21 protein-coding genes and 1 tRNA gene are annotated in these 20874 nt (G+C 67.0%); 9 read left to right on the plus strand and 13 right to left on the minus strand.

The features are described 5' to 3' along the window. Window positions 1-69 precede the first annotated feature (69 nt). Together J2751_RS11405 and J2751_RS11410 are read right to left on the minus strand one after the other, a co-directional pair. On the minus strand, window positions 70-990 hold the full coding sequence (locus J2751_RS11405) for a DMT family transporter (protein ID WP_209486145.1): 921 nt from the start codon (window positions 988-990) through the stop codon (window positions 70-72). Window positions 991-1044: 54 nt separating this feature from the next. Continuing rightward, the gene (locus J2751_RS11410) at window positions 1045-1797 is read right to left on the minus strand and encodes an ArsR/SmtB family transcription factor (protein ID WP_209486146.1); all 753 of its coding nucleotides are present in this window, start codon (window positions 1795-1797) and stop codon (window positions 1045-1047) included. Window positions 1798-1911: 114 nt separating this feature from the next. Here J2751_RS11410 and gpmI point away from each other — a divergent pair, with 114 nt between their 5' ends. Next, complete coding sequence (gene gpmI, locus J2751_RS11415) at window positions 1912-3489, plus strand: 2,3-bisphosphoglycerate-independent phosphoglycerate mutase (protein WP_209486148.1); 1578 nt, start codon at window positions 1912-1914, stop codon at window positions 3487-3489. 63 nt (window positions 3490-3552) lie between these two features. Next, a complete protein-coding gene (locus J2751_RS11420) occupies window positions 3553-4695 on the plus strand; it encodes a thiolase family protein (protein WP_209486150.1) in 1143 nt (380 codons plus the stop codon). 18 nt (window positions 4696-4713) lie between these two features. Here the strand turns inward: J2751_RS11420 and J2751_RS11425 are convergent, their stop codons facing one another. The 4 genes from J2751_RS11425 to J2751_RS11440 form a co-directional block, all read right to left on the minus strand. Continuing rightward, window positions 4714-5766, minus strand: a complete 1053-nt coding sequence (locus J2751_RS11425) for a dipeptide epimerase (RefSeq protein ID WP_209486152.1) — start codon at window positions 5764-5766, stop codon at window positions 4714-4716. Beyond that, a complete protein-coding gene (locus J2751_RS11430) occupies window positions 5763-6839 on the minus strand; it encodes a DUF1611 domain-containing protein (protein WP_209486153.1) in 1077 nt (358 codons plus the stop codon). The genes J2751_RS11425 and J2751_RS11430 overlap by 4 nt, the downstream gene beginning before the upstream one ends. A 56-nt stretch (window positions 6840-6895) precedes the next feature. Then, window positions 6896-7963, minus strand: coding sequence for an mRNA surveillance protein pelota (locus tag J2751_RS11435; protein WP_209486155.1), 1068 nt, complete (start codon window positions 7961-7963; stop codon window positions 6896-6898). Between the two features lie 64 nt (window positions 7964-8027). Then, a complete protein-coding gene (locus J2751_RS11440) occupies window positions 8028-9260 on the minus strand; it encodes a DUF4013 domain-containing protein (protein WP_209486157.1) in 1233 nt (410 codons plus the stop codon). Between the two features lie 94 nt (window positions 9261-9354). Here J2751_RS11440 and J2751_RS11445 point away from each other — a divergent pair, with 94 nt between their 5' ends. From J2751_RS11445 to J2751_RS11460, 4 genes are all read left to right on the plus strand, one after another. Continuing rightward, window positions 9355-9987 carry an IS6 family transposase gene (locus J2751_RS11445; protein WP_209486159.1) on the plus strand — a complete coding sequence of 211 codons (633 nt, stop codon included), beginning with the start codon at window positions 9355-9357 and terminating at the stop codon, window positions 9985-9987. A 297-nt stretch (window positions 9988-10284) separates the two neighbouring features. Then, window positions 10285-10650, plus strand: coding sequence for a hypothetical protein (locus J2751_RS11450; RefSeq protein ID WP_209486162.1), 366 nt, complete (start codon window positions 10285-10287; stop codon window positions 10648-10650). Then, the gene (locus tag J2751_RS11455; protein WP_209486164.1) at window positions 10647-11585 is read left to right on the plus strand and encodes an alpha/beta hydrolase; all 939 of its coding nucleotides are present in this window, start codon (window positions 10647-10649) and stop codon (window positions 11583-11585) included. The genes J2751_RS11450 and J2751_RS11455 overlap by 4 nt, the downstream gene beginning before the upstream one ends. A 73-nt stretch (window positions 11586-11658) precedes the next feature. Next, window positions 11659-11970 (plus strand): MTH1187 family thiamine-binding protein, encoded by a 312-nt coding sequence (locus tag J2751_RS11460; protein ID WP_209486166.1) that lies wholly within the window; start codon window positions 11659-11661, stop codon window positions 11968-11970. A gap of 70 nt (window positions 11971-12040) precedes the next feature. On the opposite strand, the gene J2751_RS11465 is transcribed toward J2751_RS11460, so the two are convergent. The 7 genes from J2751_RS11465 to ubaA all read right to left on the minus strand — a co-directional run bounded on the left by J2751_RS11465 (window position 12041) and on the right by ubaA (window position 15759). After that, window positions 12041-12754 carry a hypothetical protein gene (locus J2751_RS11465; protein WP_245202750.1) on the minus strand — a complete coding sequence of 238 codons (714 nt, stop codon included), beginning with the start codon at window positions 12752-12754 and terminating at the stop codon, window positions 12041-12043. A 54-nt stretch (window positions 12755-12808) separates the two neighbouring features. Then, window positions 12809-13699 (minus strand): MOSC domain-containing protein, encoded by an 891-nt coding sequence (locus J2751_RS11470; RefSeq protein WP_209486168.1) that lies wholly within the window; start codon window positions 13697-13699, stop codon window positions 12809-12811. 70 nt (window positions 13700-13769) lie between these two features. Further along, a complete protein-coding gene (locus tag J2751_RS11475; RefSeq protein WP_209486170.1) occupies window positions 13770-13937 on the minus strand; it encodes a hypothetical protein in 168 nt (55 codons plus the stop codon). Between the two features lie 93 nt (window positions 13938-14030). Next, a tRNA-Ser gene (locus J2751_RS11480) sits at window positions 14031-14112 on the minus strand. Between the two features lie 27 nt (window positions 14113-14139). Then, a complete protein-coding gene (locus J2751_RS11485) occupies window positions 14140-14457 on the minus strand; it encodes a hypothetical protein (protein WP_209486171.1) in 318 nt (105 codons plus the stop codon). A 1-nt stretch (window position 14458) separates the two neighbouring features. Beyond that, window positions 14459-14839, minus strand: a complete 381-nt coding sequence (locus J2751_RS11490) for a Rid family detoxifying hydrolase (RefSeq protein ID WP_209486173.1) — start codon at window positions 14837-14839, stop codon at window positions 14459-14461. A 107-nt stretch (window positions 14840-14946) separates the two neighbouring features. Then, window positions 14947-15759: an SAMP-activating enzyme E1 gene (gene ubaA / locus J2751_RS11495; protein WP_209486175.1), complete on the minus strand. Its 813-nt coding sequence runs from the start codon at window positions 15757-15759 to the stop codon at window positions 14947-14949. Between the two features lie 87 nt (window positions 15760-15846). On the opposite strand from ubaA, the gene J2751_RS11500 reads away from it, so the two are divergent. The 3 genes from J2751_RS11500 to J2751_RS11510 all read left to right on the plus strand — a co-directional run bounded on the left by J2751_RS11500 (window position 15847) and on the right by J2751_RS11510 (window position 20783). Then, on the plus strand, window positions 15847-17085 hold the full coding sequence (locus J2751_RS11500; protein WP_209486178.1) for an iron-containing alcohol dehydrogenase family protein: 1239 nt from the start codon (window positions 15847-15849) through the stop codon (window positions 17083-17085). Between the two features lie 173 nt (window positions 17086-17258). After that, on the plus strand, window positions 17259-18497 hold the full coding sequence (locus J2751_RS11505) for an NAD(P)/FAD-dependent oxidoreductase (protein ID WP_209486180.1): 1239 nt from the start codon (window positions 17259-17261) through the stop codon (window positions 18495-18497). 63 nt (window positions 18498-18560) lie between these two features. Then, window positions 18561-20783, plus strand: a complete 2223-nt coding sequence (locus J2751_RS11510) for a PAS domain S-box protein (protein ID WP_209486181.1) — start codon at window positions 18561-18563, stop codon at window positions 20781-20783. Window positions 20784-20874 lie beyond the last annotated feature (91 nt).

Here is a 20874-nt window from a genome sequence, read left to right on the forward strand (position 1 = left end):
TGCGGCCCGACGACAAAGGCCTGCTGGGTCGAGCTGATCCCGCCGAACGAGGAGACATCAACCACGGCGTCACGACACGACGCCCTTCCGCCGGAGCTCCTCGCGGATCGCCGACCGCTTGACGACGGCGAAGCCGGCACAGATCAGGAGGAACCCGACGACGGTCGTCTCAGTGATCCCCTCGTTCAGGACGATCCAGCCGGACAACGCCGCGAACACGGGGGCGACGTACGAGACGAGGTTGATCTCGATCGGCCCGAGCCGATCGAGCAGCTCGAAGTAGATCAGAAATCCGATCCCGCTGGCGACGATCGCGAGGTAGGCCAACGCGAGGACCGCCTCCGTCGTCCAGACGATGTCGGCGGCGGACTCGCCGAGCGCGACGGCGGCGAGGTGGGTGAGACCGGCCCCAAACAGCATCGACCACGCCTCCATCGTCTCGATCTCCATCCCCGAGTCGAGCGCGCGCGTGAGCACGGAGCCGAGCGCGAACGCCGCGGCCGCGAGGAACACGAGGAACTTCGCTCCGGTCCCCCCGCCGGTCAGGTTCGAGGGATCGGGCGCGGCCAACACGACCGCCCCGAGAAGGCCGATCAGGAGCCCGATCACGCCGACGACGGTCAGTCGTTCGGAGGGGAGAAACGCCCGCGCGAACACCGTCGTCAACACCGGCGAGAGGCTGACGATGACCGCGGCGACCGCGCTCGTCACCGCCGGGTCGCTCTCTCCGAGGAATAAGAATGCGTGGTACGCGGCGATTATCAGCACCGCGCCGACGACCACGACCGACCACTCGTCCCGTCCGCGGGGGATCGGATCGTCGGCGGCGTAGAACGCGTACGCCAGCATCACGACGCCGGCGACGTCGAAGCGGAGCGCCGCGAACAGGACGGGTGGGAAGTACGCCAGCCCGGCGTTTATCGCCATGAACGCGGATCCCCAGATCGCGGCGAGCGCGAGAAACGCCCCGACGGTTCGATACCTGCTCACGTCACACCTGAACTGCCTGCGGGACAAAAGGTTCCGGAAGCGGCGGGAACCGCCTCAGCGGATCCGGAAGGCGTCACCGTCGCGGGAGACGACGCCGACGTCGGAGAGCCGACGGAGCGCGTCGGTGACGGCGTCCTCGTGGCTCCCGACCTCCTCGGCGACCGACTCGGGAGTGCCGTCCGTCTCAGTGAGCGCGGCGAGGATCGCAGCGTAAAAACGGCTGTCGGCCTCGGTTCCGAGTCGTTCGTCGATCTCGGCGAGCGCGTCCTCGACGCGACCGTGGACCCATCGCTGCGCCAACGACAGCTCCCGGTCGATCTCCTGAAGCCGTCCGTACTCGGCCGCGATCTCGGCGATCTCGCTCGGCTCGTCGCCACCGTCAGCACCGTTCCGGTGGTCGTTTTGAGCATCGGTGCCCGCTCCGTCCGTCGTCGCGCCGTCCGCGTTCGCCCTCGTCTTGTCCTCATCCGGAGCCCCGACATCGAGCGAGAGATGGGGACACCGTCCGGACATGTCGAGGCTGCTCCGGGCCGGATACGCGCTCTTCGCGCCGAATCCGTACGGCGAGACGCTCACTTCCAGCCGGAGACTTCGGGTGATCCGGAAGTACTTGCGTCGCTGGTCGTCCGTCGTCGACTCGATGAGGCCCGCGTCCTCCAGCTTCCGGAGGTGGTCGATGACCGCCTTCGGACTCACCCCGAGATACTCCGAGATCTCCGTGACGTAGCAGGGTTTCCGTGCGAGAAGCCGGAGGATGCGTCGCCGGTTCTCGTTGCCGAGGAGATCGAGCAGTACCGCGGAGTCCATTAACGTGTGGTTAGCGTCCGAAGAATAAAACGTTGACTTCCCGTTCCCGATCGATCCCGTAGAGGGTTCGCGCGGGAACGAAGGCTAATTACGCCGCGGCGGGGTGATACCGGTATGCGAACTGCACTTGTTGTCCTCGACGGCTGGGGGCTCGGTCCCGACTCGCCGTACCGGACGGACGACCTCGCGGACGAGTCGGGCGTCCCGACCGAGGGCGGACGCGACGCGGTCTCGGCGGCGGACACGCCGACGTTCGACGGCGCGGTCGACCGCGGCGCGTACGGCTCGCTCGTCGTCCACGGCCGGCGCGTCGGTCTCCCGGACGGACAGATGGGGAACTCCGAGGTCGGTCACCTGAACATCGGTGCGGGCCGGGTCGTCAAGCAGGCGTACACCCGGATCACCGACTCGCTCGCGGCGGGGACATTCGCCGACAACGACGCCCTCGCGTCGGCGTTCGACCGTGTCGCGGAGACGGGCGGACGCGTTCACTTCATGGGGCTCGTCTCCGACGGGGGCGTCCACTCGCACGTCTCGCATCTGGAGGCGCTGATCGACGCCGCGGCCGCGGCGGGCGTCCCGGCGACGACCCACGCGTTCACCGACGGGCGGGACACGGCACCCGAGATCGCCGACGAGTTCCTCGCGAGGGTCGCCGACCACGCCGCCGAGCGCGGGACCGGCGAGGTCGCGACCGTGGTCGGCCGGTATCTGGCGATGGACCGCGACGAGAACTGGGACCGAACGCGACGCGCGTACGACGCGATCGTGAACCGGGAAGCCGACCGCGAGGTCGACTCCGCCGTCGAAGCCGCACGCGACGCGCACGCCCGCGGCGAGACCGACGAGTTCATCGAACCGACCCTGGTGCCCACCGGAGACGACACTCACGGCGTCGCGGACGGCGACGCGGTGATCTTCTTCAACTTCCGGGCCGACCGCGCTCGACAGCTGGTGCGACTGCTCACGGACACGCGCCCGGAGTGGGAGTTCGGGGTCGATCAGCCCGACATCGAGCTGGTGACGATGACGGAGTACGACGAGACGTTCACGTTCCCCGTGGCGTTCCCGCCGGAGATCCCGGAGAACACGCTGGGAGAGGTCGTCTCCGAGGACGAGGGGACCCAGCTCCGGATCGCCGAGTCCGAGAAGTATCCGCACGTCACGTACTTCCTCAACGGCGGCCGCGAGGTGGAGTTCCCCGGCGAGCAGCGATCCATCGTGAAGAGCCCGGACGTACCCACCTACGACCTCCAGCCGGAGATGTCCGCGCCGGAACTCACCGACGAGGCGATCCGCGTCATCGAGGACGACGACCCGGATCTGGTCGTGTTGAACTACGCGAACCCGGACATGGTCGGCCACACCGGCGACTTCGACGCGGCGGTCGAGGCGGTCGAGGCGGTCGACGCCGAGCTCTCGCGACTCCTCGACGCGGTCGCGGACGCGGGCGGGCACGCCGTGGTCACCGCCGACCACGGCAACGCCGACGACATGGGCACGGAAGCGGACCCCCACACCGCACACACGTTCAACCCGGTCCCGTTCGTTTACCTGACACCCGACGGCGACGACGGGGACCGAACCGTCCGGTCCGGCGGCTCGCTGTGTGACGTCGCCCCGACGCTGCTCGACCTGCTGGAGCTCGATCGACCCGTCGAGATGACCGGCGAGAGTCTCTTACAACGATAAACTTCGGGTTGATTTCTCCCGGTTCCACGCCCTTTTAAGCCGGTCAGGGATCTGTGCGGATCCATGACGGATACTACGACGCCGGTGATCGCGGCCGCGTATCGAACGCCACAGGGACGAGACGGAGGGGTGTACGAGGACGTGCGCAGCGAGGACCTCTCGACGCGGCTGATCGACCACACGCTCGCGGAGACGGGGCTGACGAGCGACCACGTCGACGACCTGATGTGGGGCGTCGCACAGCAGCGGGCCGAACAGGACAACAACGTCGCACGCGTGATCGCGCTCCTCTCCGATCTCGGCGAGTCGGTGCCGGCGACGTCGATCAACCGATGGTGCGCCTCCTCGATGCAGGCCGTCATCTCCGCCGCCGACGCGATCGCCGCGGGCAACCGCGACTGTATCGTCGCCGGCGGCGTCGAGAACATGAGTCGCGTGCCGATGGACGGTGACTCCTATCAGCACCTCCATCCCGAGCTCTCGGAAGCGTACAACGTCTTCCAGCTACAGATGGGGATGACCGCCGAGAAGGTCGCCGAGGAGCACGACGTGAGCCGGGAGGCTCAAGACGAGTACGCCGCACGGAGCCACCAACGAGCCGCGAAGGCGACGGAGTCCGGTCGGTTCGACGACGAGATCGTTCCGGTCGAGACCGACGACGGCCTCGTCGAGGCGGACGAGGGGATCCGCCCGGACACGACGGCCGAGAAGCTCGCCGGGCTCTCGCCCGCCTTCACCGGCGACGGAACCGTCACCGCGGGGAACGCCTCACAGATCTCCGACGGCGCGTCGCTGACGCTCGTCACGAGCAAGGCGTTCGCGGAGGACCACGGGCTCGACGTGCTCGCGGAAGTAGGAACGAACAACGTCGCCGGCGTCGACCCGACCGTGATGGGGATCGGTCCGGTGCCCGCCACTCGCGGGCTGCTCGACCGCGCGGGTACGACCATCGACGACTACGACCTCGTCGAACTCAACGAGGCGTTCGCCTCACAGTGTGAGTACTCCCGGCGAGAGTTGGGGATCGACGAGGACAAGTACAACGTCAACGGCGGCGCGATCGCCATCGGCCACCCCCTCGGAGCCTCCGGCGCACGCCTCCCCGTGACGCTGATCCACGAGATGGCGAAGCGTGACGCGGACCGAGGGCTGGCGACGCTCTGTGTCGGCTTCGGGCAGGGGGCGGCGATCGAGTTCTCGCGGTAGAACGCCGTTTCCGACCGATCACTCCCCGTTCGAGTCGCGAACGGCTCCCGTTCCCGCTCGGTCCGTCTCGTCGAGCCGGATCGGCCCGCCGGCCACGTTGACGCCCTCGTAGGGGTCCGCGGCGAGCAGCAGCGAGCCGTCGAAGTCAGCGTAATCGAGCAGCGGCGCGAGGTGCGTTGCGGCCGCGATGGAGGCGTTCGACTCGACCATACAGCCGAGCATTACCTCCAACCCGTGGGATCTCGCGGTCGCGATCGCCCGCCGAGCCTCTAGGAGTCCGCCCGTCTTCATCAGTTTGAGGTTCGCGATGTCACAGCGATCGGCGATGGCGGGGATGTCGGCGGCGGTCACACACGACTCGTCGGCGGCGATCGGCAGCACGGACCGCTCGTAGGCGAACCGAAGCCCCTCGGAATTCTCGGCCGGAACCGGCTGTTCGATGAACTCGACGCCGAGGTCCGCGAGCCACTCGCTCTTCGTGACCGTCTCGCGGGGCGTCCACGCCTCGTTGGCGTCGACCCGGATCGTCGCCTCCGGCGCGGCCTCCCGGACCGCCTCGACGATCTCGCGGTCGCGGTCGGTTCCGAGTTTGACCTTCAGAACCTCGTACCCCGCGTCGCCCGCGTCCGCCGCCTTCTCGCGGATCCGCTCGGTCGTGTCGAGTCCGACGGTGAACGATGTCTCGGGCGCGTCGTCCGGATCGAGTCCCCACAGCCGGTAGAGGGGGACGCCGAGCCGCTTGGCCGCGAGGTCGTGGACCGCGATCGACACCGCACAGCGCGCGGCCGGATTGTCGTGGACGGTCGCCTCCATCCGGGACTCGATCTCGTGGAGCGCGTGGGGGTCGCCGACGGACTCGACGACTCCGAGGAGTTCGGGAAGCACGGCGGCGACCGTGTCGGCCGTCTCCCCGTAGTGTCTCGACGGGGCCGCCCCACCGACCCCCGTCATGCCGCCCTCGTCGGTCACCCGGACGATCAGGTTCTCGACGTGGGTCCGGGTCCCCCGAGAGATGGTGAACGGCTCCGCCAGCTCCATCGACACCCGCTCGATCGAGGTTTCGAGGGTCATTCGTCCACCCCTCCGTCGACGTCCTCGTGGTCGAGCCCGTCCAGTACTCCAGCCACGATCCGATCGGCCCCGTCCCGGATCGGGTCCGCGGCGGGAACGCCGGTCTCCGCCGCGACCGACTCGACGGCCTCCGTGGCGGCCGCGTCGTCGAACCCCTTCGTGTTCACCGCGCCGGCGACGACGTTCGCGTTCGCAACGGGCGCGGCGAGGCTCTCGTAGAGGTCGACGTACTCCGCGAGCGGCGGAAGCGGGAAGGACTCGTAGCCGTGGATCGCCTCGCGACCGGCCGCATGACAGAGCACCAAGGCGTCGGGCATCGCGCCGTGGAGGATTCCACAGGTGACCGCCGAGTAGGCGGGGTGTGTAATGGCCCCCTGCCCCTCGACGACGAGCAGGTCGTGGTCCGTGGCCGCCTCGACGACGAGGTCCTCGACAGCACCCGCGGTGAAGTCGGATATCACCCGGTCGATCGGCGTCCCCCACCCCGCGATCATGATCCCGGTCTGGCCGGTCGGGACGAACGCGGCGTCGATCCCGCGCTCGCGGGCGGCAGCGACGATCTCCAACGAGGTCGTCATTTTCCCGACCGAACAGTCGGTACCGACCGTGAGTACCACGTCGGCGTCGACATCGCCCGCCTCGCCGCTCGCGACCGAGAGGCCCTCGGGCGGCCGGCGTACGTCCCGGAGCTCGACCCCGTGGTCGGCCGCCAGCGCGGCGAACTCCTCGTCGTCGGTTAGGAAGTAGTGGAGTCCGGCGACGACGTCACAGCCCGCTGTGATCGCCGCGCGTACGTCCTCACGCCACGACTCGTCGAAGCCACCGCCGATCGGCGCGATCCCGATATATAAGGCGTCGACGTCGCCGTCGGCGGCCGCGAGCGCGTCCGCGAAGGAGTCGACGATCGGCGCGTCCGCGACGTCGGGGACGTGGTCCGAGACCCGGTCGCCGCCGCGGTCGCGGTCGAGGACGGCCTCGACGGTCTGATCGCCGTACCGCATCACGCCGAGCGCCGTCTTCGCGCGGTCGGGGAACTTTCCGTGGGCGAGGACGACGATCCGCTCGGTTTCCATGCGCGGCCCGTCGCTCCGGCCGGGCTTAAAAGGGACGGCTCGGGCGGAGGTCGCCGTCACTGAAGCCGGTATCGTAGGATCGCTGCGATCCCGCCGAGGTTCGAGAGCTGTTCTCCGGGCGCGAACTCCGAGGAGAAGACGACCACGTCGCCGCCCTGTCGCTCGACCGACTGAATGACCTCGTTGACGTCGATGTGCCAATCGCCCTCGCCCTGTCGCTCGGTACGGAGCCGGTCGTCGACGACGAGCAGGGTCTCGATCGCGCCGAACTCCGCGGCCTCGGCGACGTCCTCGGGACCGTAGGTCGCTTTCGCGCCGGTGGCGATGTTCTCGGTCAGCTCGTCGATGAGGTTCGCCTCCTTCGAGATCCGTGTCTCCTTTTGTACATCATCGACCGCGCCGCGTTTGAGCACCTCGTGGACGCCGCGGTCGCCGACACCTGAGGTGTCGACGGTGGTGATGTCCTCGGCGAGATCGCGGAACTCCGCCTCGATGTAGTCGCGAGCGTCCTGCTTGGTGAAACCGGGCCCCGCGAGGATCACGGCGTCGGCGTCGAGATGAGCCAGCGCCTCGCCGAGTTCGGCGAACAGCTCCTCGCGCGGACGGGAGAACTCACCTTTTCCGGTCGGTTTCGTGAACGAGGCGTACTCCTCGGTGCCGTACTGCTGGACGGTGTGGACGTACGCGGCCCCCTCCTCGACGGTCGCGATGGCGACGTCGGGGTTTTCGGCGGCCTCCGTCGCCTCCTCCAGACGCTCGGTCTGGTCCGGCTTGAACTGTTTCTCGACCGTGATCTCGTCGTGCTCCTCGACGTTGATCGTGTGGTGAGCGTTGAGCTGGTCCTCCCGCGAACAGTCGACGATCACCCCCGAAACGCGGAGTCGATTGGCGAACCGTGCGAACTCCACGTCGTCCACTTCGAGCGTGACGAACAGGTGTTCGCGCTGGCCGCCGGTGTCCCGCATCTGGTCGTCGTTCCGTTGGATCCGGCGAGTCGTGTCGCCCTCGACGAAATCTCCCGGTTCGAGGACGTGTGCGAGGTGCCAGAGGTCGTCGACGTTCTCGGGGACGAGCGTGAGTCGTTCGCGACCCTCCTCGCCGTATCCTCGCTCGGCGATGCGCATGAGGGGGCGTTCGGTCGGGTGGGTATCAACCCTTGTCATCCGCTCCGGTCGGACGAACGAGCCGTCAACCGTCGGTCCGCGGCCCCCAATCGAAGCCGCCGTCATCGTCGTGATCGCGGTCGGCATCACGCCCCCCGTCGGCACCGGAGTCACGTCCCTCGTCGGCACCGGAGTCACGTCCCTCGTCGGCACCGGGGTCACGGTCAGTGTCATCGTCCGGGTCGACGTCGGTGCGATCACCGGTGTCGTCGCTGAACACCGGACTCTCGTCCGCTTCTTGGGGGTCGGCTGGGAGGAACACGTCACCGCGAACGGGGACGCGGTCGTCGCTCCCGCCCTCGCTCGACCCCGCCGTCGAGCGTCCAAGCGGCACCGACCGACCCGTCTGTACGTCGACCGGCACCTCCGCCAGTACGGGGCCGTCTCGGGCCCCCCGTCGCGGAAAGGCGGAACGAACGCCCTCGTCCGCAGCGCCTCTCGCTTCGCCCTCCATGCCCGTCACGTCCGGGGAGTCGGCGAGAGTCGACGGATGTCCGTTCAACACGTCCGCTGCCCCCCGTCCGTACAGCGCATGGGCGACGATCCGAGTGGCGAACACCAGACCGATCCCGACGAAGAGGGGAACAAGCGGTATCGCGAACGTGTATCCCGTGAGCAACACCACCGCGGCCAGCGACCATCCGACGACGTACTCGCCGGAGCGTGCGACGGGGACGACGAGGGTAGGGCGAAACGCGTCGCGGAGCCGACCCGTGGCGGCGAACGTCGCCAGCGCGGCGGGTCTGACGTACGTAAACACGAGAAGGTACGCAACGGTGAGCAATACGATGAGTCCACCGAGAGCACCGAGTACCGGGACGGCAACGCCGGGATCCGCAGAGCCACCTCCGAGTACCGGATCCGTCACAGGAGTCGGCTCTACCCGGCCCGATTCGACGAGAACGCCCGCGAGCGCCACGGCCCCGAGAACGAGGGCAAGCGGCAGGAGATACCCTACGGTGAGCAGTGCCGATCTGATCCCGTCACGGTACAGCCCGCCCCAGCGGACGAACGGCGGCGCGCCGTCGACACGTTTCGACCCGATCTCCCCGAAGACCACTCGTAGGTAGTACCCGCGTGCGACGAGCGCCGGCGCGAGCGCGATCGGAGCAGCGAGCGCGACGGGCGGCGTCAAAACGACGGCGACCAGCCAGACCGGGGTGACGACCCATGCGAGGAACGTCAGGACGGCCCCGACGACGAGCGTTCCGGCGGCATCGGCGGATCGTGTCGGCGTCGCCAGCGCTCCCCGGAGCATACACATGCGTGTTCCGGGACAGTATAAATTGTTCCGGGCGGTCGAACGCGCGGTGTTAAGTTAAGGATGAGGCGGGACGAGGATTCAGTGCTCTATGCCGAAAACCGCCCGCCTCACCGAGTGTACCGAGTGGATCGACTTGGAGTTTGTGGAGCGAGAGCGGACACCCCGCGAGATCATTGAAAAGGGTATTCGCCACCATCTCGCTGGGTTATCACTCTCGAATACAGTTATTCTTCTTGAGGAATTGGGTGTCCAACGAAGTCGTGTTGCTGTTCACAATTGGGTACAGAAAGCCAATTTACAGCCAGCTGATGGGAAGAGCCCGGATCGCGTTGCGGTCGATCAGAAGGCGATCCGGATCAACGACGAGCAATACTGGCTGTACGCTGCCGTCGATCCTGAAACGAACAGAATCCTTCATTCGCGGCTGTTTCCGACGTATACGATTCCGATCGCACGAGAATTTCTCACTGAATTAGCTGAGAAACACGATGTCGAAGACGCGCTGTTTCTCGTCGATGACGCAGACGATCTGGTCGGTGGTCTGCGCCGCGAAAACTACAGCTACCGCGTCGAACAACACGGCTATAGAAATTCTGTCGAACGTGTCTTTAGAGAAGTAGAACGACGAACCTCTTCATTTTCAAACTGTTTCAGCCACGTCGATCCGCCGACCGCGGAAACGTGGTTGCAAGCCCACGCCGTCTGGTGGAATCATGCTTAAGTTAACACGACGGTCGAACGACGCCGACACGGCTCGTCCACGAGTGGGGGCCTGTCGGCGCAATGACTGAAACACCGTTCACCCATGATTTATCAGCTATGACGAGAAGATCTGATCTGGCCGCGCGGGACAATCGTGTGCCTCTGACAGAGCCGATTCCGGCCGTCGTTCGTGACGGCCGCCCCCGCCAGCGGCTTTCGACCGAACGGTTCCACCGATAGCACTGCTTCGACACCGAGACACGGGCCGGTTAGGATGCGTCGGTACCGATTTATCCCATCCCGCCGACCGTCCGGTATGAGCGACGACGACGCGGCGGGCGGGATCGAACCGACCCTCCGAAGCTACGGCATCAGCGTCGAGTCGATCGACGACGGTGATCCCCTTGAACTGACCTATATGACCGCCTTTCCGGGCCGTGAGGTCCATCACAACGAGATGGGACGCGCCCTCAACGCCCTCATCGACCGCGCCGAGGCGGACGAATGGGATCCGGTCCGCGTCGAGGCGACCGTGATCCGATCCCCGGGTGACCCGCTCGGAACGTGGCGGGCCGAGGCGGAATGGTTCGAGGCGCTGATCGGGTACGAACTGAGCGAGACGGAGTTCTCGACTCGCGTCATCGAAACCCTGACACACGTCGACGGGGAGGCCACACGGTGACCCGGCGCAACCCTGTCAACCGGGCCCAACGGCGGCTCGGCCGTCCGCCACGCGAGCGCTTTGCGACCCGCACGCTTTCCTTCGATGTCGACGGATCGACCTGTCGCGGAACCCTCTATCTCCCCGGCGGAAACGACGACGATCCGCCCGTCGTCGTGATGGCACCCGGACTAGGTGCGGAGCGGTCCTTCGGCTATCCTGCCGTCGCCGAGCGCTTCGCCGATGCCGGCTACGCCGCGTTGCTGTTCGACTACCGTGGGTTCGGTGGGTCCGACGGTGACTCGCAAGCGATCAACCCCGCACGCCAGCGTGCCGACTACGCCGCCGCCATCGATCGGCTCGACGAGGTGGACGAAGTCGGTAGAGAACGCGTTCTCTGGGGCGCGTCGCTGTCGGCCGGTCACGTCCTGACGCTCGCGGCGGAGCGTCGCGATATCGACGCCGTGATCGCGGTCGTTCCCCTGCTCGACGCGCGCTCGACGGTTCGGTCGCGCGGCGGAAAGTACGTCCTCCGAGCGAGCGTGACGGGGCTCCGGGACCTGCTCGGTCATCGGTTCGGTCGCGGGCGAACGGTCCCGATCGTCGGCGACCGCGAGGAACTCGCGGCGATCACCGAACCCGGCTCCACGCGCGGCTACCTCGACCTCGTCGACCGGGAGTCGCGCTGGCGAAACGAGACGCCCGCCCGATCGCTGCTCCGGCTGGTCAACTACCGACCCGGCGACCGGCTCGACGAGATCCGTGCCCCGACCCTGCTGCTCGCGGGAACCGACGACGCGATCGTCCCGGTGGACGACGTCACTACCGCCGGCAGGAGCCTCGATCGCGGGACGGTCGTCTCGATGCCCGCGGACCACTTCTCCGTTCTCGGCGCGGACTTCGAGCCCGCGGTCGGCCATCAGCTCTCATTCTTGCGTGACGCGGTCGAGGAGTAGTTCGGTACCGAGTGGATCGAGACGGGCTGATCGGAGACGCGATTTTATGTTGGGACGGACCGAACCGCCAAACATGACCGTAGTCGCCCTGTTGAGCGTCGCCCCGGTTCGTGAGGGAAGTATGTCCGGCGAGGTCGCGAAGGCCGTGGACGCGCTCGACGCGTACGACGTGCGCTACGAGACCAATCCGATGGGAACCGTGATCGAGGCCGACGACGTCGACACCCTGTTCGCGGCGGCGAAAGCCGCCCACGAGGCGGTCGACGGCGACCGTGTCTCCACGGTCCTGAAGATAGACGACAAACGGACCGTCGAGACGACGGCCGACGAGAAAGTCGCGGCCGTCGAGGAACACCTCGGCCACGAGGCGAGAAGCGAGCGCTGAAGCGACCGGGTGGGACCCGACCTCTCTGCCTCTCTCATCCCTTCCGCCTCTCCCATCCCCTCCGCCCCACCTACGCCGCGTCGATACCGACGTCTCCGCCCGCGGCGGCGTCGGATTCGGGGTTTTCCACCGTGAGATCGACGGTCGTCGTTCGAACGACCGTCGTCTCGTCGCGGCCACCGACGACCTCCGCGCGGAGGAGTAGATCCAACGTCGTCGTCGCGGTCTCGCCGCCGGCCAGCCCCTCGTCGCTCAGCGCGGCGCTCGTCAGGGTCTCTCCCCGTTCGGTCGCGTCGACGCGGTCGAGAGCGACCTCGAGGCTCCCCTTGACCGTCCCGTCGTCGAACCGTTCGACGGTCGCCACGTCCCCGGGGGTCGCGTCAGGGTCGTCCGCGCTCAGGGTCTCGGCGTACACCTCGTCGACGCCCGCCTCGGTTCCGACGGCGAGAGTGATCGACACGGTGTCGACGCCGTCACCGAAGTCGACCCACGTGACCTCGACCCGCGGGGAGAGGTAGACAGACTCGATCTGACCGTCGTTGCTCGTCACCGTGGGATCGTCGCCGGCCTCGAACGCTGCGGGGTCGCCGGCCACGGCGGCAGTCGGCTCGGGCGTCGTCGCGAGCACGGCACCGCCGGCCAGTCCGGCACCGACGACCGCCGCGAGCCCGCCGACCAGAGACCGTCGATCGGTCTCCGTCGTCTCCGGTGGTTCGTTCGTCTCCGTCGTCTCCGGTGGTTCGTTCGTCGCCGGGGCGTTCCCGCTGCGTGGCTGATCGGTCATCTCGACGCGAACTGGATGCGGTATCGGATATAAAACGCTGCTTAGAGGCGGCCGTCACCCCGCGGGTGGGTTGGTTCCGTCCTCGCCGACCCGGGTCGTCTCACGGATCTCGATCGCGTCCCCGACGCCCACGACCGACCCCCACGATCCCTCGGGGACGACCGTGTTCACCATCAGTCGGAAGTCGTGGTCGAACCGGTCGCTTTCCGTCCACTTTGGGAGGGTCTCCCGCCGCTTCGTGACGAACGTCTCGCGGAACCCGTCGATCTCCTCTCCCGTGTCCGGGTCCCGAGAGGGAACGACACAGCGCTGACACGGGTTCACTCCGATCAGATCGACGTCGTCGACCGTGAACCGGACGCCCTCGCCGTGATCCGCGAACAGCCGGTCCTCCCAGAACGCGGGACACTCGTCCAGTACGACGTTCGGCCGGAGTCGACGGCGCATCTCTCGTGCGTTCGTGATCCCGTCGAACCACGAGGCGACCGTCTCCAGCGTCGCTCTCGAGACGATCGTCGGGCCGTGCGCCGTGCGATCGTCCGGAAACCCGCCCGCGGGATCGCGGACGAGGTCCACGTCGTAGCCGAGATACTCGCCGACCCACGCGGCCAACGCGTCTCCCTCCTCCGGAAGCTCAAAAGTCCGCTCATCGGCCGGGGTAGCCTCCGTTTTCGGCCGCGAGAGCGTCACCGCCGTGGGCGTCGCGTCCGTCGGCCCCGATGGCTCGTGATCGGCACGGAGGCGGTGGATTGCCGGCTCGCTCTTGCCGTTGACGTAGCCGCCACCCCCGCCGACGGACGCCTCGTGTGGATCGACGCCGGCCTCAACGAGCGCGTACGAGCGGTCGCCACGGAGTGCGCCCTCCGGACCGATCACGGCGCGGTCGACGTCGACCCCGTCACACGACTTCAGCGGATACGCAACCAGTTCAGCAACGCGTGTCATGGGCGGGGTTCGAACGGGGCGGTCAAAAGCTATCGCCCGTAGCGAGAGGGACGGTCGTCGGTCGACCCGATCAGTCGTCGGCGTCGGTCGGCTCCGTGAGGAACTCGCTATCGATGGCGTCGAGGGACGGTTCCGGCGGCTCCTCGGGTGCTTCGAGCTCGCGTCGGTTGAGATGGCTCTCCAGCTGGCGGCGCTTGTCCCGTCCTTTCCGTTCGCGTCCCGATTTCGTGTCCGGCATGATCATGTGTGTTAACATCCCACATACTTATGAATCTTGTGCCGGATCGGCTGGCGGCTGTCGCAGTCGCTCTCCGGTCGATTCACTCGAAAACGCCAGGAGAGGGATTTGAACCCCCGATCCCGGAAGGGAACACGCTTTCCAGGCGTGCGCCTTACCACTCGGCCATCCTGGCTCACTCGACGGTAGTCAACTGGGACTGTTAAGTCCTTCTCTTCGACCGTTCGGCTCGGATCCGGTGTTCGGCGAGGTACGTGATCCCGGTCGCTCCGATCCCGACCGCCATGGCGAGGCCGAACAGCCATGCGTACCGGAAGGGGAGTTCGCCGCCGAGCAACAGGTATCCCTGTGCGAGCACGAGAAACGCGAACCCGCCGACCGCACCCCACAACACCGCCGACTTCACGCGGTTGCGCTTCGTCGCCGGAACGCCCGGAGTCGACTGCGCCGTCGGTCCGGTCCGTTCGTCGCCCGGGTCGTCGCCGGCGGTGTCCCCGTCATCGGCCGAGCCGCCGGACATCCTACGTGAGACTGGCAACCGCTTCGATCTCGACGCCCGCGCCCTTCGGTAGCGCGCCTGCTTGAACGGCCGACCGAGCCGGCGGCGACTCTTCGAAGTAGCCCGCGTACACCTCGTTCATCTCTTCGAAATCGTCGATGTCAGCCAGAAACACCGTCGTTTTGAGCACGTCGTCCGGACCCGCACCCGCCTCCTCCAGTACTGCCAGCAGGTTGTCGAGCGCCTGCTCGGTCTGGTCGGCTATCGACGCGTCATCGAGGAGGTCGCCGTCCGGGGTCAGGGGGATCTGTCCCGCGGTGAACACGAGATTCCCGTCCGTCTTCGCCTGGCTGTACGCTCCGACTGCTTCGGGTGCCGACTCGGTATGGACCGTGTTCGTCATACGATCACCCTCTCCGCCCCGGTTCATAAGCGTGGTCGATCCGTACCGGTCGACGGTCGTGTAGCGATCGACGGTCGCGTGGTGATCGGTGGACGCGTGGTGATCGGTCAGTCCGCGTCGATCCGACAGCCGCCCGTGTAGTCGATCCCGTCGATCGCGTCGATCCCGTTCTTCCCACAGACCGGGCAGTCCGGGTTTCGCTCGTACGGCACCGTCTCGAAGGTCAGGTCCATCGCGTCGTAAAACAGCAGCCGGCCGACGAGCGGCTCTCCCGTATCGAGCAGGAGTTTGACCGCCTCCGTCGCCTGAATACAGCCCAGCGTCCCGGGTAGCACGCCGAGCACCCCGGTCGTCGCACAGTCGGGGACCGTCCCGGGCTCCGGTGCTTCCGGGAAGAGACATCGATAACAGGGACCGGTGGGGACCAGCGTGGTCGCCTGTCCCTCGAACTTGTAGATCGCGCCGTGAACGACCGGAATCCCCTCGATCCGGGCCACGTCGTTGACGACGTATCGCGTCCGGAAGTTGTCCGCACAGTCGACGACGACGTCGTAGGCACCGATCAGTTCGTGGGCGTTGTCGACGTCGAGCCGTGCCTCGTGGGTCTCGACGTTGACGTCGGGGTTGAGTCGCTCAACGTACCGCGCAGCCGACGCGACCTTCGCATCGCCGACGTCGTCGTCCCCGTGGATCACCTGTCGCTGGAGGTTGGAGCGCTCGACGACGTCGTCGTCGACGAGCCCGAGCGTTCCGACGCCCGCGGCCGCGAGATACTGGATCACGGGCGATCCGAGCCCGCCGGCACCGATCACGAGGACACGGCCCTCCAGAAGCCGTTGCTGCCCCTCCGGGCCGACCTCGTCCATGATGACGTGTCTGGAGTACCGGTCGAGCTGGGTAGCGTCGAGGGAGAGGCTCATAACTGCCCGTGTGCGGGCGACGAGTATAACGGCTTGGCTCTCAGGTACGTGAGCCGTATTTAAGTGAACGCTCGCCCACGGGTAGCCATGTCCCGCTCTACCGATCCGGCCGGATCGCGGTTCGTGTTCGAGTACGATCCCGGGGAACTCAGGTGCGGCCGCGGCCGTGTCTCCGATCTCGACGCGGTGCTCGACGCCCGCGACTGTGACGGCGCGCTCGTCGTCACCGGCTCGAACGTGGGTGCCAACCGCGACGTGATGGACCCGGTCGAGGCCGGCCTCGGCGATCGACCCGTCGAGGTGTTCGCCGAGACGACGCCGGAAAAGTACCTGTCGACGGGGCTGACTGCGGCGGAGCGCGTGCGACGCGGCCCGTTCGACGCTCTCGTCGCCGTCGGGGGCGGGAGTTCCCTCGACGTGGCGAAGGTCGCGAGCGCGCTCGGAAGCCACGCTGACCCGGAGGCGGCGGCCGAGCGGGCGATCGAGACGGGGGCGGTGGCGGTCGCGGACGACGGCGACCCGACGCCGGTCGTCGCCGTCCCGACGACGCTCGCGGGTGCGGATCTGTCCGTCATCGCCGGCGTGGGGCTTTCGCTCGACCCCGCTGGCGTCCCCGACCACGAGATCCCGAACGGCTCGGCGAGCGACCGCCGACTCATGCCGACGGCGCTGGTGTACGACCTCGCGCTGTTCGAGACCACGCCGAAGTCGGTGCTGTGTGCCTCCGCGATGAACGGCTTCGACAAGGCGGTCGAGTGCCTCTACTCGCCGCACGCGACGCCGATCACCGACGGGACCGCGATGCGCGCGCTCTCGCTGATGCGGTCGGGATTCGAAACGCTCCCCGAGCCGGAGATGGACGAGCGGAAGCTGTACGGGGCGGTGACGGGCGTCGTCCTCGCACAGTACGGGATCTCTACCCCGGGGACGTACCGCGCGTCGATCATCCACGCGTTCGCCCACGGGTTCTCACACGACTACGACGTCCACCAGGGAACCGTCCACGGAATCGTTGCCCCGCACGTTCTGGAGTTCGTGTTTGGGGCGGTCGACGGACGACGGAAGGCCATAGCGGAGGGGCTGGGGGTCGGGACTCCTGCCGTCGCGGGCGACGATGGGGACGCGGCGGACGACGCGGTCGTCGAGGCCGTCGCCGGCGTGAGCGACGACCTCGGACTCCCGTCACGACTTCGGGAGATAGCGGGGCTCTCCCGGGATCGACTCCCGACGATCGCGGAGACGATCGCGGCCGACGGGCTCCTCGACGAATCGCCCGTAGTACCGACCGAGACGGAGATACGTTCGGTGCTCGACGCCGCGTGGTGACGAACGGGCCGTCGTCGGTTCCCTCGTCGAACGTGTCACACCACCAAATTTATTTTATATATGAAGGAGGGCAAAGAAGTCAGAAACCGCTTTTCCACGGCGGTATCAAGCCGTTTCCCGGTCCCTCAGTCCGGATGACAACCGATTTTACCCCCGAATCCGAACGGCTGATCATGAGCGATTCGTACGTGATCATCGGGGACGGAATCGCGGGGGCCTCCGCGGCCGAGACCCTCCGCCAAGAAGCGCCGGACGCCGATATCACGGTCATCACGGACGAGGGAGAGTCCCTCTACAACCGAATCCTGATCAAGGAGTACGCGAAAGGGAAGCTCCCGGAGGCGCCGATCTCGATCCACGACGAGTCGTGGTACGACGACCACGATGTCGACCTCCGGCTCGACACGGTCGTCGTCGACGTCGACGTCGAGAGCGACGAGATCCGGACCCACGAGGGCGAGACGATCGGCTACGACAAGCTCCTCTTGGGGATCGGCGGGACGCCACAGCAGCTCCCCGTCGAGAACGCTGACGCGAAGGGAATCCACCACTTCTGGACGTTCCAAGACGCCCGGAAGATCAAGGAGAGCGTCGAGGACGCCGACCGGGGAGCCATCGTCGGTGCGGGACTGTTGGGCATCGATTTCGCGGCGATCTGCGGCGCACAGGACGTCGAAGCGAAGTACTTGATGCGCGGTGACTCCTGGTGGCGCTACGCGCTCTCGAACGAGGGTGCGGAGATCATGCACGAGGCGATGCGTGAGCGCGGCGTCGAGCCCGTCTTCGACTCCGGCGTCGACCGGTTCGAGGTCGACGACGACGGCCACGTCGAGGCCGCGGTCGACCCGAACGGCGAGCGCTACGAGTGTGACTTCGCGGGCGTCGCCATCGGCCTCGATCTGAACACCGAGCTCGTCGAGGGGACTCCGATCGAGGTCGACGACGGGATCGTCGTCGACGAGTATATGCGGACGAACGTCGACAACGTGTTCGCGGCCGGCGATATCACGCGCTTTTACGACGTGCTCCTCGGTGAACAGGCCCAGAACGGCGCGTGGGGGTCGGCGAAGGAGCAGGGGACGATCGCTGCACGCAACATGATCGACTACGAGAGCGAGCGGTTCGAGTGGGTGTCGTCGTACTCGATCACCCACTTCGACTTCCCGTTCCTCTCCTTCGGCCACCCGACGCTCGGGGACGACTCCGTCGAGGCGACCACGGCCGAGGGCGAATGGCGGCGCGTGGCGCTGAAGGACGGAAAGGTCGTCGGCGGCGTGCTGATCGGCGACCTCTCGCCGCAGTCGGCGTTCAAGAAGCTGATGCGCGAGGGACGCGACGTGCGCGGGCAGACCGATCTCCTGATGGAGCCCGGCTTCTCCGTCGACGACTTGGCTGCACCGACCGAACAGTAGCCGCGTCGAAGGGCCGCGACGCAGTCAATACTTTTTCACAGCCACAACGGCTCCGATCACACGATGGCCCGTGGCGCTCCCGATGATCGGATCCATACCTCCGGAGACGGCTTCTTCGCGTCCTTCGTCGAGGGCTGTTCCGACCCGGTGATATCGATCGACGATGGCGGGACGATCGTCTACGTCAGCCCGGCGACCGAGGATGCGCTCGGGTACGATGCCGATGACCTCGTCGGTCGCCGGCTCGAAACGCTGATCCCCGACGATCCTGATGACGGGCGGGTTCGGTCGGTTCTCGGTCGCCTCGGGGACGTCGAGGGGCTGGCCGATGCGGGCGAGCTGATCGTCCCGATCGGAACCGCCGAGGGAGCACAGGTCGTGTTCTCGGTCCGGTTTCACGCCCACGAGGTCGACGATCTGTCCGTCCACACGGGCGTGTTTCGCGACGGGATCGACGAGGATGACGGCCACGAACTCAGGGCGTTCCGTAACCTTGTCGAGCACGCGGGACACGCGATCTACGTCACGGACCGCGACGGTACGATAGAGTACGTCAACCCGGCGTTCACCGAACACACAGGATACGAGCCCGAGGAAGTGATCGGTCGTACGCCGGCGGTTCTCAACTCGGGCGAGATGCCCGAGGCGTACTTCGAGTCGCTCTGGGACACGATCCGTGCCGGTGAGGTGTACGAAGAGGAAGTGATCGACCAACGTCGCGACGGGAGCTTGTACCACGCCCACCAGACGATCGCCCCCGTCCTCGATGATGACGGGAGGGTCTCGCGATTCATCGCGATCCAGACTGACGTGACCCACCGGAAGGCTGCGGAACGGCGGCTGAAGCAGTATCGAGACGTCGTCGAACGGCTCGACGATCCGATCCTTCTCCAGAACCTCGACGGGGAGTTCGAGCTGCTCAACGAAGCGGTAAGCGAGTTCGCCGGCCTCCCGCGCGAGGAGCTGTACGGGACCGACGAGTCCGCGTTCATGGATCCCGAAACCGCGGCCCTCATCGAGGACCGCCGCCGCGAGGTCCTCGAAACCGAGGAGCCGGTGGAGTACGAAACGTCACCGACGTTCGAGCGGAGCGGGCGCGAGGCGACGTTCAGCACGCGCCGATATCCCTACTACGACGCCGACGGGGAGCTCGCCGGGACGCTCGCGGTCTGTCGAGACGTTACCAACCTGAAGGAACGGGCGACGGAGCTCGAACGGTTCGAACGTGCCGTCGATGGGGCGACGGACCTCATCGCGGCCGTCGATCGGAACGGAGAGTTCCTGTTCGCGAACCGGCGATATCGGGCCTACCACGGGATCGACGCGGACGACGTGACCGGCCTCTCGCTCACGGACGTCATCGACGGGGAGCAGTATCCCGACGTGAAACGCAACGTGAACCGAGCGCTCCGCGGCCACTCGATCGAGTACCGGACGACACGGACGCATCCGGACCGCGGAACGCGGACGTTCGACGTGCGGTACTACCCGCTGAACACGGCCGCCGATGACGACGAAGTGGGGGGTGTCGTTGGCGTGCTTCGGGACGTGACTGACAGCGAGAATCGCGCCACACAGCTCCGGGTCGTCGACCGTGTGCTCCAGCACAACCTTCGGAACGCGCTGACGGTCATACAGGGGCGGGCGAAACAGATCGCCGGCAGCGCGACCGTCGACGACTCCGGCGATGTCGATGACCCAAACGCCGACGCGGCCGACATTGACAGCACTCCGGAGGCCGCCGAGGCGGCGTCGTACATCCTGTCACGGGCGGAGGAGCTCCTGACGACGAGCGAGAAGGCACATCACATCACCGAAGTGCTGGGCGACCCGGCAGACCCGGAGCCGACCGACGTCTCCAGGACGGTGGAGCAGTTCGTCCCGTCGCTGGCTGCCGAGTTCTCGGAGGCAACGATATCGACATCGACGCCGGGCGACGGCGTCGCGGTCGCGTCGGCGACGGAGTGGCTCGCTCGCGCCCTCGAAGAACTGGTCCGTAACGCCGTGATCCATCACGACCGTGATCGTCCGGTCGTCGATGTTAGCGTGGACGTGACGGAGGACTACGTCGAGGTCCGGATCACTGACGACGGGCCCGGGCTGACCGAGATGAACCGCGACGTGTTGGAGACCGGACGCGCGGTGGACGCGCTGTACCACGGTAGCGGGCTCGGGCTGTGGATGGTGTACTGGGTGCTCCGGCAGTCGGGCGGGTCGGCGACGGTCCGTGACGCGGAGCCGCGCGGAACCGTCGTGACGGTCTCCCTTCCACGTCACGAGCCGTAGTGTCGTCGACTGGTTTGGCCGGTACGCCGCTCGCTTTGGGGTACCATTCTCGTGTCGAAGTCCGACACAACGTTTATCATTTACCATGATA

Origin of the sequence: Halorubrum alkaliphilum, assembly GCF_017873815.1 — an archaeon.
Classification (GTDB): Archaea; Halobacteriota; Halobacteria; order Halobacteriales; family Haloferacaceae; genus Halorubrum; species Halorubrum alkaliphilum.

What these genes read in the sequence shown, in the direction of transcription:
- J2751_RS11410 (WP_209486146.1), bottom strand. Translation starts at nt 1,797, where the DNA reads ATGGACTCCGCGGTACTGCTCGATCTCCTCGGCAACGAGAACCGGCGA.
- gpmI (WP_209486148.1), top strand. Translation starts at nt 1,912, where the DNA reads ATGCGAACTGCACTTGTTGTCCTCGACGGCTGGGGGCTCGGTCCCGAC.
- J2751_RS11420 (WP_209486150.1), top strand. Translation starts at nt 3,553, where the DNA reads ATGACGGATACTACGACGCCGGTGATCGCGGCCGCGTATCGAACGCCA.
- J2751_RS11425 (WP_209486152.1), bottom strand. Translation starts at nt 5,766, where the DNA reads ATGACCCTCGAAACCTCGATCGAGCGGGTGTCGATGGAGCTGGCGGAG.
- J2751_RS11430 (WP_209486153.1), bottom strand. Translation starts at nt 6,839, where the DNA reads ATGGAAACCGAGCGGATCGTCGTCCTCGCCCACGGAAAGTTCCCCGAC.
- J2751_RS11435 (WP_209486155.1), bottom strand. Translation starts at nt 7,963, where the DNA reads ATGCGCATCGCCGAGCGAGGATACGGCGAGGAGGGTCGCGAACGACTC.
- J2751_RS11440 (WP_209486157.1), bottom strand. Translation starts at nt 9,260, where the DNA reads ATGCTCCGGGGAGCGCTGGCGACGCCGACACGATCCGCCGATGCCGCC.
- J2751_RS11445 (WP_209486159.1), top strand. Translation starts at nt 9,355, where the DNA reads ATGCCGAAAACCGCCCGCCTCACCGAGTGTACCGAGTGGATCGACTTG.
- J2751_RS11450 (WP_209486162.1), top strand. Translation starts at nt 10,285, where the DNA reads ATGAGCGACGACGACGCGGCGGGCGGGATCGAACCGACCCTCCGAAGC.
- J2751_RS11460 (WP_209486166.1), top strand. Translation starts at nt 11,659, where the DNA reads ATGACCGTAGTCGCCCTGTTGAGCGTCGCCCCGGTTCGTGAGGGAAGT.
- J2751_RS11465 (WP_245202750.1), bottom strand. Translation starts at nt 12,754, where the DNA reads ATGACCGATCAGCCACGCAGCGGGAACGCCCCGGCGACGAACGAACCA.
- J2751_RS11470 (WP_209486168.1), bottom strand. Translation starts at nt 13,699, where the DNA reads ATGACACGCGTTGCTGAACTGGTTGCGTATCCGCTGAAGTCGTGTGAC.
- J2751_RS11475 (WP_209486170.1), bottom strand. Translation starts at nt 13,937, where the DNA reads ATGCCGGACACGAAATCGGGACGCGAACGGAAAGGACGGGACAAGCGC.
- J2751_RS11485 (WP_209486171.1), bottom strand. Translation starts at nt 14,457, where the DNA reads ATGTCCGGCGGCTCGGCCGATGACGGGGACACCGCCGGCGACGACCCG.
- J2751_RS11490 (WP_209486173.1), bottom strand. Translation starts at nt 14,839, where the DNA reads ATGACGAACACGGTCCATACCGAGTCGGCACCCGAAGCAGTCGGAGCG.
- ubaA (WP_209486175.1), bottom strand. Translation starts at nt 15,759, where the DNA reads ATGAGCCTCTCCCTCGACGCTACCCAGCTCGACCGGTACTCCAGACAC.
- J2751_RS11500 (WP_209486178.1), top strand. Translation starts at nt 15,847, where the DNA reads ATGTCCCGCTCTACCGATCCGGCCGGATCGCGGTTCGTGTTCGAGTAC.
- J2751_RS11505 (WP_209486180.1), top strand. Translation starts at nt 17,259, where the DNA reads ATGAGCGATTCGTACGTGATCATCGGGGACGGAATCGCGGGGGCCTCC.
- J2751_RS11510 (WP_209486181.1), top strand. Translation starts at nt 18,561, where the DNA reads ATGGCCCGTGGCGCTCCCGATGATCGGATCCATACCTCCGGAGACGGC.